This is a genomic window from Tessaracoccus lacteus (assembly GCF_029917005.1).
Classification (GTDB): Bacteria; Actinomycetota; Actinomycetes; order Propionibacteriales; family Propionibacteriaceae; genus Arachnia; species Arachnia lactea.
The window spans coordinates 2727711-2741881 of sequence record NZ_CP123967.1; the positions used below are offsets into that span (position 1 = coordinate 2727711).

The 14171-nt window shown below is 69.8% G+C and carries 18 protein-coding genes and 1 tRNA gene; 12 read left to right on the forward strand and 7 right to left on the reverse strand.

Annotated elements, in window-relative coordinates; all coding sequences use genetic code 11:
* Positions 1-86: 86 nt before the first annotated feature.
* Both QH948_RS12680 and QH948_RS12685 read right to left on the reverse strand, forming a co-directional pair.
* On the reverse strand, positions 87-983 hold the full coding sequence (locus QH948_RS12680; protein ID WP_281144710.1) for a 1,4-dihydroxy-2-naphthoyl-CoA synthase: 897 nt from the start codon (positions 981-983) through the stop codon (positions 87-89).
* Positions 984-1303: 320 nt separating this feature from the next.
* Positions 1304-2035: a glycerophosphodiester phosphodiesterase gene (locus QH948_RS12685; protein WP_281144711.1), complete on the reverse strand. Its 732-nt coding sequence runs from the start codon at positions 2033-2035 to the stop codon at positions 1304-1306.
* Between the two features lie 131 nt (positions 2036-2166).
* Between QH948_RS12685 and QH948_RS12690 the strand changes: the two genes are divergently transcribed.
* Positions 2167-2239 (forward strand) — tRNA-Arg (locus QH948_RS12690).
* 73 nt (positions 2240-2312) lie between these two features.
* On the opposite strand, the gene QH948_RS12695 is transcribed toward QH948_RS12690, so the two are convergent.
* On the reverse strand, positions 2313-3746 hold the full coding sequence (locus QH948_RS12695; RefSeq protein ID WP_281144712.1) for a basic amino acid/polyamine antiporter: 1434 nt from the start codon (positions 3744-3746) through the stop codon (positions 2313-2315).
* A 150-nt stretch (positions 3747-3896) separates the two neighbouring features.
* Here QH948_RS12695 and QH948_RS12700 point away from each other — a divergent pair, with 150 nt between their 5' ends.
* The 6 genes from QH948_RS12700 (at position 3897) to QH948_RS12725 (ending at position 8104) form a co-directional block, all read left to right on the forward strand.
* Positions 3897-5132, forward strand: a complete 1236-nt coding sequence (locus QH948_RS12700; protein WP_281144713.1) for an ATP-binding protein — start codon at positions 3897-3899, stop codon at positions 5130-5132.
* Positions 5133-5346: 214 nt separating this feature from the next.
* Positions 5347-5499, forward strand: a complete 153-nt coding sequence (locus QH948_RS12705; protein ID WP_281144714.1) for a hypothetical protein — start codon at positions 5347-5349, stop codon at positions 5497-5499.
* Positions 5493-5753 carry a hypothetical protein gene (locus QH948_RS12710; protein ID WP_281144715.1) on the forward strand — a complete coding sequence of 87 codons (261 nt, stop codon included), beginning with the start codon at positions 5493-5495 and terminating at the stop codon, positions 5751-5753. Before QH948_RS12705 ends, QH948_RS12710 begins: the two co-directional genes overlap by 7 nt.
* A gap of 59 nt (positions 5754-5812) precedes the next feature.
* A complete protein-coding gene (locus tag QH948_RS12715; protein WP_281144716.1) occupies positions 5813-6010 on the forward strand; it encodes a hypothetical protein in 198 nt (65 codons plus the stop codon).
* Between the two features lie 397 nt (positions 6011-6407).
* Positions 6408-7535 carry a ScyD/ScyE family protein gene (locus tag QH948_RS12720; protein ID WP_281144717.1) on the forward strand — a complete coding sequence of 376 codons (1128 nt, stop codon included), beginning with the start codon at positions 6408-6410 and terminating at the stop codon, positions 7533-7535.
* Between the two features lie 86 nt (positions 7536-7621).
* The gene (locus QH948_RS12725; protein ID WP_281144718.1) at positions 7622-8104 is read left to right on the forward strand and encodes a DUF456 domain-containing protein; all 483 of its coding nucleotides are present in this window, start codon (positions 7622-7624) and stop codon (positions 8102-8104) included.
* Positions 8105-8130: 26 nt separating this feature from the next.
* Here QH948_RS12725 and QH948_RS12730 read toward each other — a convergent pair whose 3' ends face one another.
* The 3 genes from QH948_RS12730 to QH948_RS12740 form a co-directional block, all read right to left on the reverse strand.
* Complete coding sequence (locus tag QH948_RS12730) at positions 8131-8412, reverse strand: hypothetical protein (protein WP_281144719.1); 282 nt, start codon at positions 8410-8412, stop codon at positions 8131-8133.
* 126 nt (positions 8413-8538) lie between these two features.
* A complete protein-coding gene (locus QH948_RS12735) occupies positions 8539-8778 on the reverse strand; it encodes a ribbon-helix-helix domain-containing protein (protein WP_281144720.1) in 240 nt (79 codons plus the stop codon).
* A gap of 109 nt (positions 8779-8887) precedes the next feature.
* On the reverse strand, positions 8888-9415 hold the full coding sequence (locus tag QH948_RS12740) for a YdeI/OmpD-associated family protein (RefSeq protein WP_281144721.1): 528 nt from the start codon (positions 9413-9415) through the stop codon (positions 8888-8890).
* A gap of 139 nt (positions 9416-9554) precedes the next feature.
* Between QH948_RS12740 and QH948_RS12745 the strand changes: the two genes are divergently transcribed.
* A complete protein-coding gene (locus QH948_RS12745) occupies positions 9555-10391 on the forward strand; it encodes an aldo/keto reductase (protein ID WP_281144722.1) in 837 nt (278 codons plus the stop codon).
* A gap of 3 nt (positions 10392-10394) precedes the next feature.
* On the opposite strand, the gene QH948_RS12750 is transcribed toward QH948_RS12745, so the two are convergent.
* Positions 10395-10817 carry an ACT domain-containing protein gene (locus QH948_RS12750; RefSeq protein WP_281144723.1) on the reverse strand — a complete coding sequence of 141 codons (423 nt, stop codon included), beginning with the start codon at positions 10815-10817 and terminating at the stop codon, positions 10395-10397.
* Positions 10818-10957: 140 nt separating this feature from the next.
* Between QH948_RS12750 and QH948_RS12755 the strand changes: the two genes are divergently transcribed.
* From QH948_RS12755 to QH948_RS12770, 4 genes are all read left to right on the forward strand, one after another.
* The gene (locus QH948_RS12755) at positions 10958-11632 is read left to right on the forward strand and encodes a TIGR00266 family protein (RefSeq protein ID WP_281144724.1); all 675 of its coding nucleotides are present in this window, start codon (positions 10958-10960) and stop codon (positions 11630-11632) included.
* A gap of 66 nt (positions 11633-11698) precedes the next feature.
* Positions 11699-11947 (forward strand): PLD nuclease N-terminal domain-containing protein, encoded by a 249-nt coding sequence (locus QH948_RS12760; RefSeq protein ID WP_219082786.1) that lies wholly within the window; start codon positions 11699-11701, stop codon positions 11945-11947.
* Between the two features lie 95 nt (positions 11948-12042).
* Positions 12043-13461, forward strand: a complete 1419-nt coding sequence (locus QH948_RS12765; RefSeq protein WP_281144725.1) for a S8 family serine peptidase — start codon at positions 12043-12045, stop codon at positions 13459-13461.
* On the forward strand, positions 13458-13934 hold the full coding sequence (locus tag QH948_RS12770) for a hypothetical protein (RefSeq protein WP_281144726.1): 477 nt from the start codon (positions 13458-13460) through the stop codon (positions 13932-13934). Before QH948_RS12765 ends, QH948_RS12770 begins: the two co-directional genes overlap by 4 nt.
* Positions 13935-14171 lie beyond the last annotated feature (237 nt).

The following is a 14171-nucleotide window of genomic DNA, read 5'->3' on the forward strand; positions in this document are numbered from 1 at the left end:
CCCGGGGCAACGTCGACCGTGCAGGGCACTCAACCTGCTGGTGGCCGCGGCCACATTCCGCTGCGCCCTGGCCTTGGGGACCCGCCTCAGTAGTAGTAGGGGAACTTCGACCAGTCGGGGGATCGCTTCTCCAGGAACGAGTCGCGACCCTCGACGGCCTCGTCGGTCATGTACGCCAGACGGGTGGTCTCGCCGGCGAAGATCTGCTGGCCGACCAGTCCGTCGTCGATGGCGTTGAACGCGTACTTCAGCATCCGCTGCGCCGTCGGGGACTTGCCGCAGATCTTCGCCGCCCACTCCAGGCCGATGTCCTCGAGCTGCTCGTGTGGCACGACGCGGTTGACCATGCCCATGCGGTGGGCGTCCTCGGCGTCGTGCACGTCGCCGAGGAAGAAGATCTCGCGCGCGAACTTCTGTCCGACCTGGCGTGCGAGGTACGCCGAGCCGTAGCCCGCGTCGAAGGAGCCGACGTCAGCGTCGGTCTGCTTGAACTTCGCGTGTTCGCGGGACGCCAGCGTGAGGTCCGAGACGACATGCAGCGAGTGCCCGCCGCCCGCCGCCCAGCCGTTGACCAGCGCGATCACGACCTTCGGCATGAACCGGATCAGCCGCTGTACCTCGAGGATGTGGAGCCGGCCGAGCTTGGCCGCGTCGACGCTCTCGGACGTCTCCCCCTCCGCGTACTGGTAGCCGGCGCGGCCGCGGATGCGCTGGTCGCCGCCCGAGCAGAACGCCCAGCCGCCGTCCTTCTCGCTCGGCCCGTTGCCCGTCAGCAGCACGCAGCCGATATCCGACGACGTACGCGCGTGCTCCAGCGCCGTGTACAGCTCGTCGACGGTGTGGGGCCGGAACGCGTTGCGCACCTCAGGCCGGTCGAAGGCGATGCGGACCGCCGGCACGTCCTTGGCGCGGTGGTACGTGATGTCGGTGAACTCGAAGCCCTCGACGGGCGTCCACAGCTCCGGGCGGAAGGGGTTGCTCATGCAGCAGAGCCTATCGACAGCCCTCGCAGCTGCGGGCGTCGCACGTTTCGTCGGCGCATGGGCGCCTCCTCAACGCCCTTCGACAAGCTCAGGGACCCGGATCGTTGAGCACTTCGACAAGCTCAGGAAACCGAGGGGACAAGCTCAGGAAACCGAGGGGACAAGCTCAGGGAACCGAGGGGACAAGCTCAGGGAACCGAGGGGACAAGCTCAGGAAACCGAGGGGACAAGCTCAGGAAACCGAGGGGACAAGCTCAGGAAACAGAAATGGACAGAATCAAGACCCAGATCGTTGAGCCTGACGAAGAGTCCCAGTCCCCTCAGTACACCGGGTGGCGCAGTGCGTCGCGGACGCGATCCGGGAGATTCGAGATGATCGCGTCGACACCGAGGCCGGCAAGCCGGATGGCCTCGGCATCGTCGTCGATCGTCCAGGCGCGGACTTTGATGCCGGCTTCGTGGGCCAACCAGACGTAGTCGGGGATCCGGAGGGCGAGACGGTGCGGGTGGATGGCGCCGGCCCCGAACCATGACGCGTAGCGCCAGGGGTCGACGATGCCGTCGGTCAGGATCAGCGCCATCTGCGACGCAGCGAGGTGTCCGCGCAGGTTCGCGATCGAGTAGTGGTTCAGGGAACTGATCACGACCTGGTCGAGGAGACCGGCGTCACGGACGATCCGCACCACCTGATCCTCCATCCCCGGGTACAGCTCGATGCCGTTCTTGAGTTCGATGTTGACAGTGACGTTGGTGCCCTGGAATACGTCAAGGGCCTCACGGAGCGTCGGGATCTTCACGCCGTGGCGCCCCGGAAAGCCGTTGCTGAAGTCGCACCGGCGAAGCTCCTCCAGGGGTAGGTCGACCACGCGTCCGAAGCCGTTCGACGTGCGGTTGACCGTCTCGTCATGGATGCAGACGATGGCACCGTCGGCGCTTCGCTGGACGTCGAACTCGACGCCGGGGAGCCCGAGCCGGACCACCTCCTCGAACGCAGGTAGCGTGTTCTCCGGCGCGTAGGCGCTTGCTCCTCGGTGGGCCCAGGTTTCTGTCACACGGTATATACAACCACTGTCGAGAGCAGCCAGCGCGCCCACCATGGGCCCACGGCCCCCAGCCTGGTGCTGCGCGGCGGGTCCCGTTTTGCCCCGTCGCCCGAATCTGCGTATAGTTTCATCTTGCCCAAGCGCTCGTGGCTCAATGGATAGAGCATCTGACTACGGATCAGAAGGTTGGGGGTTCGAGTCCCTCCGAGCGCGCTAGGTGTGAAGCCGCCAGACCGGAACCGGTCGGCGGCTTCTTTGTTTCCCAGCTGCCGCGGCTGTCGAAGGGTCAGAGCGTCAGCCAGCCTGCCGCCAGCCCGACGGCGACGGCGACCGCGGCCACGACGACCACACTGAACACGGCCCACTCGAACGGCGTGAATGTGCGTCGGTGCTGCTCTCGCCGCGTCATCGCGAACAGGATGGTGGCGGGAGCGAATACCACGCACGACAGCAGCAGCTGCGTGAACCCCGCCGCGAAGACCAGGCCGACGGCGTACGCTGTTGCGATCACGGCCACCGCCAGCAGCCGGCCCTGTCGGGGCATCCGTGCGCGACGGTCCAGCAGCACCATCAGCGCATAGGCGGCGACGAGGAAGAAGGGGATGAGAGCGAGGGTCGCGGTGCCCTCGATCGCGAAGTCGAGCGTGTTCTGCGCGAACAGTGCGACCAGCAGCAGGACCTGGACGAACACGCTGGTCAGCGCCAGGCCGCGGGTCGGCACGTCACGGCGCGACACCTTCGCCAGGAACCGGGGCATGTCGCCGTCGGCCGCGGCGGCGTACAGCGTCTCAGACGCGGTCAGCACCAGGGCCAGGTAGGCGCCGAGCACCGAGACGCAGAGCGCGACGGACACGAACACACCGGCCCACGGCCCGGCGGCCGAACCCAGCACCCCCGCCATGGACGGCTGCGGCAGGGCCGCGATCTCCTCCCGGGGCAGCACCCCGTAGGACACGATGGTCACCGACGCGAACACGGCGGCGACGCCGACGAACCCGAGCACGGTCGCCCGGCCGACGTCCTCGCGTCGGCGCGCGTGCCGGGAGAAGACGCTCGCCGCCTCGACCCCCAGGAACACGAACACCGTCGACAGCATCGTGGCGCGCACCTGCTCCGGGAACGGCGCAGCGTCCCCGACAGCCAGGAGGTTCGCCCGGAAGACCTCCGGGTCGAAGGCGAACAGGACGAGTACGATGAACACGATCACCGGCAGGACCTTGGCGACGGTGACGAACCTGTTGAGGTCGGCGGCCTTGCCCACGCCCCGTCGGACGAGCAGGTCACAGAGCCACAGCCCGGCCGAGCCCAGCAGGAGCGACGGGACCGTGTCACCCTCGCCGAACGCCGGGAAGGCGAGGCCGAGCGTGGACGTGATGAGGATCCAGAACGTCACCAGCGACGCACACAGCGAGGCCCAGTAGCCGATGGCCGACAGGAAGCCGACGTAGTCGCCGAAGCCGTGCTTCGCGTAGGCGTACAGGCCGGAGTCGAGCTTCGGCCGCGCCACGGCCAGGAACTGGAACACGAGGGCAAGCATCAGCATGCCGGTGCAGGCGACGGCCCAGGCGATCACGCTGCCGACGACGCCGGTCTGCGATGCGAACCGGCCGGGCAGGCTGTACACGCCGCCGCCGATCATCGACCCGACAACGAGCGCGGTCAGCGAGAACACGCCGACCTTCGAGCTCGTCGGGACGGTCGTTCCCGTGGCTTCAGTCATGACTTCTCCTCGACCGGGCCCTGCCTGCGGCAGCCTCGGCCCGTTGTGTGACTGCACGGTTCTATCACCCTGGCCGACCGCCCGCGACAGCGGGCCCCCGCGAGTCCGATAACTTTATCGGCGGCCCCCACCGCCGATAAAGTTATCAACATGCGATCGCCGGTCACCAGCCCGTTCAGCCCCGGATCCGACACCGTCCCCCAGGTGTGGGCCGGCCGGATCGAGCACCTCTCCGACTGGCGCGACGTCGTGCGTCCGCGCCTCATCGCCGGTCTCCCCGAGCGCGGCCGGATCATTCTGGGCGAGCCAGGCCTGGGCAAGTCGTCGCTCGCCCGGCGCATCGCCCGCGACGCCGCCGCGGCCGGGGACTGGGTCACGCCGCAGCTCCGGATCCCCGCGGGGACCGACCCTCTCAAGCGGGTGGCCGAGGCGCTGCTCCAGCTGGCCGACACCGCCGGGCTCACCGCGGGCAGGGAGGCGCGCATCGGGCGGGTGCTGGCGCGCGTGGAGTCGGTGTCCGTCTCGGGCACGGGGCTGACCCTGGGCCGGGGCGACGGCCCGGAACCGTACCGCGCGCTGTTCGACCTCCTGCTCGAGATCGGCCGGGCGGCCATCGACCGGGGCAACGTCGTCCTCATCCACCTGGACGAGATGCAGAACATCTCCGACGCGAACGTCCTGTCCCAGCTGCTGGTCGCCCTGGGCGACGCCATCGTGCACGAGGTCGAGGTCGACGCCCCCGGCGGCGTCAGGATCGCGCGAACGCTCCCGATCGCCGTCTACCTCACCGGCCTGCCCGACTTCGCCGACGCGGTCGACGCCCGACGCGGCGCCACCTTCGCGCGCCGGTTCAAGGTCTCCGTGCTCGAGGCCATCAGCGACGAGGACCTCACCGCCGCGCTGTGGGAGTTCGTCGTGAACGGCTGGGAGGTCTCCGACGGCGAGGGCGGGATGTCGCGGGTCACCATGGAACCGGAGGCCGCGGCCACGATCGTCGACGCCTGCAAGGGCGAGCCGTTCCTGTTCCAGCTGGCCGGCGAACAGGCCTGGTACGCCGGGACGGGCGCCACGATCACAGCCGCCGAGGCGGCCGCAGGATGGCGGGCCGCGTCCCGCGAGGCCGCGGCCCACGTCGAGCGCATCCTGGAGCGGCTCCCCGCCCGCGAGCGCCAGTTCGTCGAAGCGATGGCAAAGCTCGACCCCGACGGCCGGACCCTGAAGCGGATCGCCCAGCGGCTGGGCCTCACCTCCGGAACGCAGGCGGGCACGACGGCGCAGCGGCTCGACACGATCCGCGGAATCATCGACCGCGGCCGCCGCTATACGTTTAGGCACCGCGCGGTCGAGGCCTACCTGACCAGCGGGTGGCCGACGCTGCCGGCCTGAGGCACCGCCGCGATTCTCCTCATGGGGCGCGGCGCAAGGACCAGAGCGAACTGCGGTCCTAGCATGTGCCCACGCCCGCATCCGTACCGCCAGACGCCAAGCTGCCCGTCCCAGGCGGACTGACCGGGCGGGAGTTCCTCCGGGCCACCAGCAACCCGTCGTCGCCGGTCTGACCGTCCTCCTCACCCCCACGGCGACGACGTCGGTCGCGCAGGTGATCGTGATCGTCGCGCTCACGTTCCTCGGGGTGCAGGACCTCGTCTACGCCGCGACCGGCCGACGGTGGATCGGGAGACGGGTCAACCGCGTCCTCGCACTGTTCCGGCCCTCGCCGGGCTGGCGGCCGCGGCGATCCTCGCCGTGCTGACCTGGGCGGCGGGCGCCGGGTCGTCCGTGAGTCTCTCGCTCGTTGTCGGGGTGCTGGGCGCCTACGTCGTGGCCCGCGGGCTGATGGCGGCGGTCATGTCCATCGTCAAACACCGCGGCGACCTGGCCTTCCGGCTGGCGGCCGAGGCCGTCCTCATCGCGTTCGGCGCGCTGGCCTTCACCATGCCCGACTCCTTCAGCCACGCCGCGATCGGGTCGGGGCGGTGGCGCTGGTGCTCATCGGGATCCTCTTGATCGCCTGAGGGCTGGCCCGGGAGCTACCCGGCTCGGACCTCGACCCGCAGACCGCCAGCGTGTCCGCCGTGTTGTGGGACTGGCTCCGAATCGTCGACGTCGGACGGCAGCGGCGCGAGGAGCTGGCGGAGACGCTGTACTTCGAGCGCCCGTCGCTGATGACGAAGGTCGCCTCCTGGGCGGTGAGGGATCCCCGCCGGACCCGGCGGCACTCCAGTCGGAGCTGGCCGAGCAGCTGGGACGCGGGGTGGGCGTGACGCTGCGGGTCTCGCCCGTCGAGGTCACGACGCTGCCACCCAGATAGTCGCCTCGCTCCGCTCGGCGCCCTTCGACACCGCTGGGACCGGGTCGTTGAGCACTTCGACAAGCTCAGCACAGGCCTGTCGAAACGCCTCGAAGCGAAGCGAGAGGACACAGCCACCGGAACCGTTCACCGCCTCGCTACGCTCGGCGCCCTTCGACAACCTCAGGGAACCGGACGTCGCCTCATGCGCCACGGCGACTCTGTGAGAATCCTGTCGCCGCTGTGAGAACATTTCCAACCCCCGCCGGCACGAGACGTGCCCATTCCGACATCTAGCGTCATCGCAATGGGCTCATTCCGAGCTCGCGACGGGGGACGCGGGCCCCCACGACGATGTGGGAGGAATCCTCATGGGATCACGAGCGCGAAAAACGGCGGCCGCGGCCGTCGGACTCGCCCTGCTGGCACTGGGCGCCGTCGCCCAACCGGCATGGGCGCACAAGGGTCACCAACCCCACCACAACCTGCGGGGCCAGGTGCTCACGACCGCGGTCGCCGCCCCGTTCGGGCTGGCGGTCAGCGGAAAGAAGGTCTACGTGGCTGACGGTATGGCCGGCACGGTGACGACGACGTCGGGGAAGACGGTCGTGTCGAAGCCGGGCTATGACGTCGCGGGCGTCGACGTGTCCGCCAGGAAGAAGTCGCTGGCCTACACGTTCACCAACGGCGACCACACCGAGGCGGGGCTGATCATCACCGCACGCGGCAAGGCGGACGTGGTCGCCGACATCGCCGGCTACGAGGCGGCGAACAACCCCGACGGCGCATCCACCTACGGCATCGTGGGCGGGAGCAACGCGTGTGCCGAGGAGATTCTCGGCGGCCTGACGGGCGGCCAAGCGACCTACCCGGGCATCGTCGACGCCCACCCGTACGCGGTGGCGAACGTCGGGAGCAGCTGGCTCGTCGCCGATGCGGGGGCCAACGCGATCTTCTTGGTGAGCCGGACCGGCAAGGTCTCCACCTATGCCGTGCTGCCGCCGCAGGTGATCACGATCACCGACGACATGGCCGCCGGGTTGGAGGAGTCCTTCGGGGCGCCGGCAGGGTCATTCTCCTGCCTGGCTGGCGTCTCCTACGCCTTCGAACCTGTGCCGACCGACGTCGAGGTGGACCGGAAGGGCGCCGCCTACGTGACCGTGCTCCCTGGTGGCCCTGAGGACGACTCGCTCGGTGCGCGCGGCGCGGTGTACCGGATCGGCCGGTCGGGGCAGGCCACCAAGGTGGCGTCCGGCTTCCTGGGCGCGACGGACCTGGCGCTTGGCTCCGACGGCACTATCTACGTCACCGAGCTGTACAACGGTCGGGTCGCCGCGGTCCGCGGCAAGAAGGTCAGCACGGCCGTGAAGATCGACAGCCCTCTGGCCGTCGAGGCCAGCGGCCGCAAGCTCTACGTGAGCACCATGGGCGAGATCGACTTCAGCACCGGTGAGGTCCTCTCCCCCGGCAGCGTGGTGAAGTTCACGCTGCGACGCTGAGCCGCACGGCCGAAGCGACGCCGCCCCGCAGCAGCGTGGGGCGGCGCCGTCGCGTCCACGGCTGGCGTGGTCCGTAAGGTTGAGCCATGGAGTTCCTCGTGGCGATCGCCGCCATCCTGCTGGCCCTCGCGGGGCTCGTGGGCATCGTCTTCCCCGTGCTGCCCGGCAGCCTCCTCGTCGGCGCGGGCGCCCTCGTGTGGGCCGTGTGGGGTGCGTCCGGCTGGGGCTGGATCGCCTTCGCGTTCGCCGTGACCCTGCTCGCCGTCGGGGCGGGCAGCAGCTGGCTGCTGACCGGGCGCTCGCTGCGCGAGCGGGAGGTGCCGGGCTGGCCGGTCACCGTCGGCATCGTCGTCGGCATCGTCGGGGTCTTCGTGCTGCCCGGTTTCGGGCTGCCGATCGGCTTCGCCGTCGGCCTGCTACTCGCCGAATGGTGGCGGCTGCGCGGCCTGCGGCAGGCCGCGTCGACGAGCTGGGCCACCATCAAGGCGCTGGGAGTCGGGATCCTGGTCGAGCTGGGCTGCGCCATGCTCGCGACCTCCGTCCTGGCCGTGAGCATCATCACCAGCTGACCGACCCGGCTGGCCGTCGGCGGTCGCTACACCTCCGTGAGCCGGAACCCGTCGATGGGGAGGCGCTCCCACTCGTCGAAGGGATCCTCGGCGACAGCTGCGCGGGCGACCGGGGCGAGCCGCTCGAAGTCGTCGCGCGAGGCGAACACGGCGAGGCCGACGAGCCGGTCGCATCCTTCGTCCTCCAGCGTGTGGATTGCGACCAGACCCTCACCTCCCCGGATCGACGCTCCGTAGCGGTGCATCGACTCGATGAGCGCGGCGCAATGCTCCGGCCGGGGATGGTGCACGGACATGAGGATGAACATGCGCCCACGCTAGGTGCGACCGCCGGGCAACCGGGCACCCGAGCGACGCCCTCCCGCGGTTCAGAGTTGGAGGTGGACCCTCAGCGCGTCATCGAGCTGCCTCATCAGCTGCACGTCAGCCGGATCTCACCGCGGAGCATCAGCCAGCCCGTCCGCCGAGTCAGACTCCCAGGCCTCGGCGTCGCCTGAGTCTTCCCACTCCTGCCAGGCCGCGGCGTATGCGTCCTCAAGGTCGGCGTCGCCGAGTCGCCTGATGGCCTCCTGGATCGCCGCAGACCGCGACTTCAGTCCGGCCGCCTTCGCGTACCGGTCCAGAGCGGCGACGTCGTCCTCGGAAAGGCTCACGCTCAGCTTCACCTGACTCATGACCCGATGGTACGACGGAGGAGCATTCGAGTAGCAGAGCCCTGCCACCGCATTGCGAGGGTGGGGGGAACACACCACGGCGCGGCCGGGGCCGGGCGCCCCTGGCGTGCTACTCGCCTGTCATGAGCTTGCCGCTGCGCGACAGCTCCGGGTCGGTGCAGGAGGACAGGTCGAAGCAGCACGGGCGACGCTTGCCGTTGTCCAGCTTGGAGATACTCACCGCGACGCGCTTCTCCCGGGTCGCAGGGTTCCGGGTGGCGCCCACCCACCGCACCCACTCCCACCGGGCCATCGGGGTGATGTCCTGCCAGACCGCCTGCACGTCGGCGGGGGCACCATCGAGCGCGGCGGCGAGGTCGTCGGGAACCTCCGGCTCAGGCCAGTCGCTGCGCACCGCGAGCGTCACGGCCACCCTGTCACCGACCGCCGCGCCCCCGAGGAGATCCGGCGTGAGGCGCAGCCAGTGCCCGCGGCGCCCGTCCGGCTCCACGACGGTGTCGAGCTCGCAGCCGTCCACGGTCGCGGTCACGGCGACCTGACCGCGCGAGGGGAGTTCCGCGCTCGCGTCGGCGGGCAGTCGGACAAGCTCGGTGTCCTGGATCCTGTCGACCGCAGCGTCGAATGTGATGACCGCCATGGCCTGAGCACCTCCACCGTGGACCGGACGGCCCACTCGTTGGCCCGAGCGTAACGCGGTCCCGGCCACGGGTCACCGCCCCGTTCTCGCCCGGCGAACCTTCTTCGGAGGGCCCGCGCGACGGTGGCAGGCTGGCGACATGACGGATTCCTCGTACCTCACCTCCCACGACGGGCTCACGCTCCCTGCGGTTGGCTTCGGCACCTACCAACTTAAGGGCGAGGCGGGCGTCGGCTCCATCCTCGACGCCATCGACGTCGGCTACCGCCTGCTCGACTCCGCGTTCAACTACGAGAACGAGGGGACCGTGGGCGAGGCGGTGCGGCGCACTGGGGTGCCGCGCGAGGAGCTGATCGTGACCTCCAAGCTGCCGGGCCGCCACCACGCCTACGAGCTGGCTACGCAGTCCATCGCCGAGAGCGTCTTCCGCACCGGGCTCGGCTACCTCGACCTGCACCTCATCCACTGGCCCAACCCGAAGGTCGGGAAGTACATGGAGGCCTGGCGCGCGATGATCGACGCCCGCGAGGCCGGGCTCGTCAGGCACATCGGAGTGTGCAACTTCGAGCCCGAGCACCTCGAGACCCTGATGGCCGAGACGGGTGTTCTGCCGTCGGTCAACCAGATCGAGGTCCACCCGTACTTCCCCAACCTTGAGGCCATAGCCTGGAACCGCGACCACGGCATCATCACCGAGGGCTGGTCGCCGCTCGGGCGCGGCACCCAGCTGCTGCAGGAGCCGGTGATCGTCGGCATCGCGGAGCGGCTCGGGAGCGACCCCGCCGCCGTCGTCCTGGCGTGGCACCGGGCCCACGGCGTGCTTCCGCTGCCGAAGTCCGGTAACCGAGAACGCCAGCTGGCCAACCTCGCGACGTCGCTGGTGCTGAGCGACGACGACCTGACCCAGATCGCGACCCTCGCTCGCCCCGACGGTCGCACCACCGGTCAGGACCCGCTGACCTGGGAGGAGTTCTGAGCCTCAGTCGTAGAAGCCGAGCGCGGAGAGCACCTTCCGCATCCGCGACCTCGGCTTCTTCAGCCGGCTGAGCGCGCTCATCGCGTCGCCCAGGCGGTCGGCGGGCACCAGCAGGTGGTCGTGGTGGAAGCCCGCCAGCACGTTGCAGGAGACGCCGGCCTCGGCCAGCGCCGTCGCCACCTCGGCCGTCAGCCCGACGGCCTCGAGCGACGAGTTGACCTCCAGCGTGACCCAGGCCCACTGGCCGTCGTACTCGAGGCCCGCCTCGTCGGCGTCGGGCTTCGCCATGACCAGCGTCGCACCCTCGCGCTCGACGATGCGGGCGTGCGCGGGCAGGTCGCGGTCCGAGACGACGAACACGAAGGTCCCCTCACGGACGCTGGGATCGAGGTCACGGAGCAGGATGCTGAGGTCGGTCTCTGCCATGCCTGGAGCCTATTCTCCGACGAGCCGGCGCGGCGCCAGCGCACAGTCCCCGACCCGCCATCGACTGCGAGCCCCGGCCACGCTAACGTGACACCCAGCTGGCCTCAGCGTCGAGGCCAGTCCACCACACAGGGGAGCCCATGGACGTCTCGATCACCTCAGGTCCCGCCTTCGCGATGGGCACCATCACGATTCCTCCCGGCGGGGCGCTCCGCGTCGAGGCCGGCGCCATGGCCATGACCCGCGGCGACATCGGCATGGAGACCTCGACGCGTGGCGGCTTCATGAGCGGGCTCAAGCGCTCGCTGGGCGGGGAGAGCTTCTTCGTCAACGACTTCCACTCCGGCACCGGCGGCCAGGTCGGCGTGGCAGCCGCCCTGCCCGGCGACATGGTGGAGGTGACCCTCGACGGGCGGCAGGCGCTGATGGTGCAGTCAGGTTCGTGGATCGCCTCCGACACGACGATCCAGGTCGACTCCAAGTGGGGCGGCGGCCGCGGGTTCTTCTCCGGGGCCGGACTGATCCTCCTCCGCTGCACGGGGGTCGGCGAGGTGCTGCTCGCCTCCTACGGAGCGATCCATGGGTTCAGCCTCGCGCCGGGCGAGACCATGACCATCGACACCGGGCACATCGTCGCATTCGACGAAACCGTCAGATACTCCGTCCGGAAGGCCGGGAACTGGAAGTCCACCATCCTGGGCGGTGAGGGGCTGGTCACCGACTTCGTCGGGCCCGGACGCGTGTGGCTCCAGACCCGATCCACCAACGACCTGATCAGCTTCATCCGAGAGGTCAACCCGCAGCGCAGCAGCTGAGGCAACCCCAAGCCGCACTACCACCGCAGAACTAGGCTTCCACCACACGAGAGAGGATGCGGAGCCATGCATCATGAGATCGGACACGACAAGCACCACGGGCATCTCCCGAAGTCGCGGGCGGGCAGGTTCGCGCTGACCGCGCTGGCGGGAGCCGACGTGGCCCTGCGCGCCGTCGCCCTGGCGGACCTGGTGAACAGGCCCCAGAAGGAGGTCAAGGGCAGCAAGGCCGGCTGGGCCGTCGCCCTCACCGTCGTGAACTCGGTGGGCATCCTCCCGCTCGCCTACCTGATCCTCGGGCGCGACGCGGACTGACGCTCCACTGGCATCGGCGGCTGCCAACGTGCCGCAAGGACCCCACCCCGCAATACCCTGAGTGGACTGACTGGGACTCGAGGGGGAGCCTGGACATGAACGCTGTCGGGGGCGGGGAGTTGGAGCTCCTCGAAGGCGGTGGCGCGGACGCGACCGGCGCGCTTCTCGGCCGCTACGCGTCGGCCACGGACTCCTGGGACCTCCCTATGGAGGGCGCGTTCTGGGAGGCTGTGCGTTCGGCGCACAGCCTCGGGCGCAGGGGCGCCGGTCGGGTCATCGCCATCATCGACGGAGGATTCGACGCGACCCGCCCCGCCATCGCGCGGCACCCGCTGGCCTGGGACCAGGACCCGTCCGCAGGGACGACCCACGGCACCGTCGTCGCGCTGCTAGCTCACCAGGTCGCACCGGATGCCCAGTTGCTCCTGTACCCGGTGTCGGCCGATGGGCGCCTCAGCCTCGACCGCGTCCTCGCGGCGCTGCAGGACTGCCTCGAGCGTCGGGTCGACGTCGTGAACCTGAGCCTGGGCCTGGGAATCCCCATGGCGGACGCCTCCCCCGTGCTGGCCGGCGACGGCGCGACTCCCCCAGCCGCCGGCCCCGAGGTCGCCGGCCCCACCGAGGACCTCGACGTCGACGGCTGGCGCACGATCATCGACGTTCCCCACTCACCGCTGTGGCTGGCCGCCCATGCTGCGGCGGCCGGCGGGGTCTCGGTGATCTGTTCGACGGGCAACAGCGACACGGCTGTCTACGTCCCGGCGGTGGTTCCCGGCGTCATGGCGGTCGGCTTCCAGCTCGTGGCAAGGACGGTCAACTCGGGTATGGAGGAGGCCGTGTCGCAGCAACCGACCTTCGTCCAGTCCCACTTCGCCGACCTGCTGATCGTTCAGCCGCAGGGAGTGCTCGGCTCGAGCTTCGCCTCCCCCCTGCTCGCCGGTTTCGCCGCGCTCATGACCGACCGCACGGAGCTTCCCGACTTCGCCCGGTGCGCCCGCCGCGCGGCGAACGCCTCCGGCGCCATGCTGCTGCTCGAACAGGGCGACGAGGACAGCGAGTTCCTCAACCTCGTCGACTCCCTCTTCAAGGACGCGCTGCACAGCAGCCCTCATCCGCACTACGACGGGGACGTCTACGCGGTGCCGGAGTGCCCCGAGTGCGCGCTCTTCGCGGCCCCCGCGTACAACGACTTCGGGCTGTTCGCCATGTCCACCGGCCGCCTCGACATCGCGGTCAGGCTGTTCGCCACGCTGCGACAGATCGCGCCGACGAACATCGCGGCGGCGGCCAACCTCGGGGTCGCGTACTCCGAGCAGGCCCGCCAGGCCGCCGAGAGAGGCAACCACGCAGAGGCGGCCGGGCTCTACGAGCTCGCCGTCGGGCACATGGGCAACGCCGTCGCGCTCCGCCCCGAACACCAGCCGTACGCACAACGCCTGACGGAGTTCAGGCTGGCACTCGCCACACACCAGTCCGCAGTGCCGCGGACATCACACGAAGGGACGCCATCATGACCGATATCCGACTCTCGATCCGGATCGATGACGAGGAGGACCTGGCCGCCGCCCTCGCGGCCAGCGAGAAGACGGGCGTGCCCGTCCAGGCCGAGACGCCGCCACCGAGCGGCGGCCTTCAGGAGGCCTTCGAGCCGGTCACCGCCATCCTCATCGGTGCCGGCGTGGTCGCCGCCGCGAAGATGATCCTCGACTGGTGGGAGCGCCGGAAGGGCGGGCTGGTCATCGACCTGCGCAAGGACGTCACGGACCCGCTCTACCGCGACCGGGACGTCCCCTTCGGGTTCATCGTCACGTTTCCGGCAGACGGCGGCAAGGTGACCGTCGACGTGAAGGACCTGCCCGACTCGGCGGAGAAGTGGATCTCGGAGGTCATCACCGCGGGCTTCAAGACCGTCAAGGACACGGTGGATGCGGCCACGAAGGCCCTGGGCGGGGACAAGGTGACCGCCGAGGAACCTGCCGCAGGCTGAGCACTCCACCCGACGGAGGTCCGCACATGACTCGAGCCCCGGCCGATAGCCGGGGCTCGTCTCAACTGGCGGCCACACTGAGGGATGGTTGGAACGAACGAGCGTGGAAGCGCATCGCCGAGCTACTGCACGACCCCACCACCCAGAGTTCGACATCACCACCAGGGATGGAATGATCGCTACACCCAGATCGGCACCAACGCTGGCGAGGGCGCGCGATGACTCAGATGGCGCCAC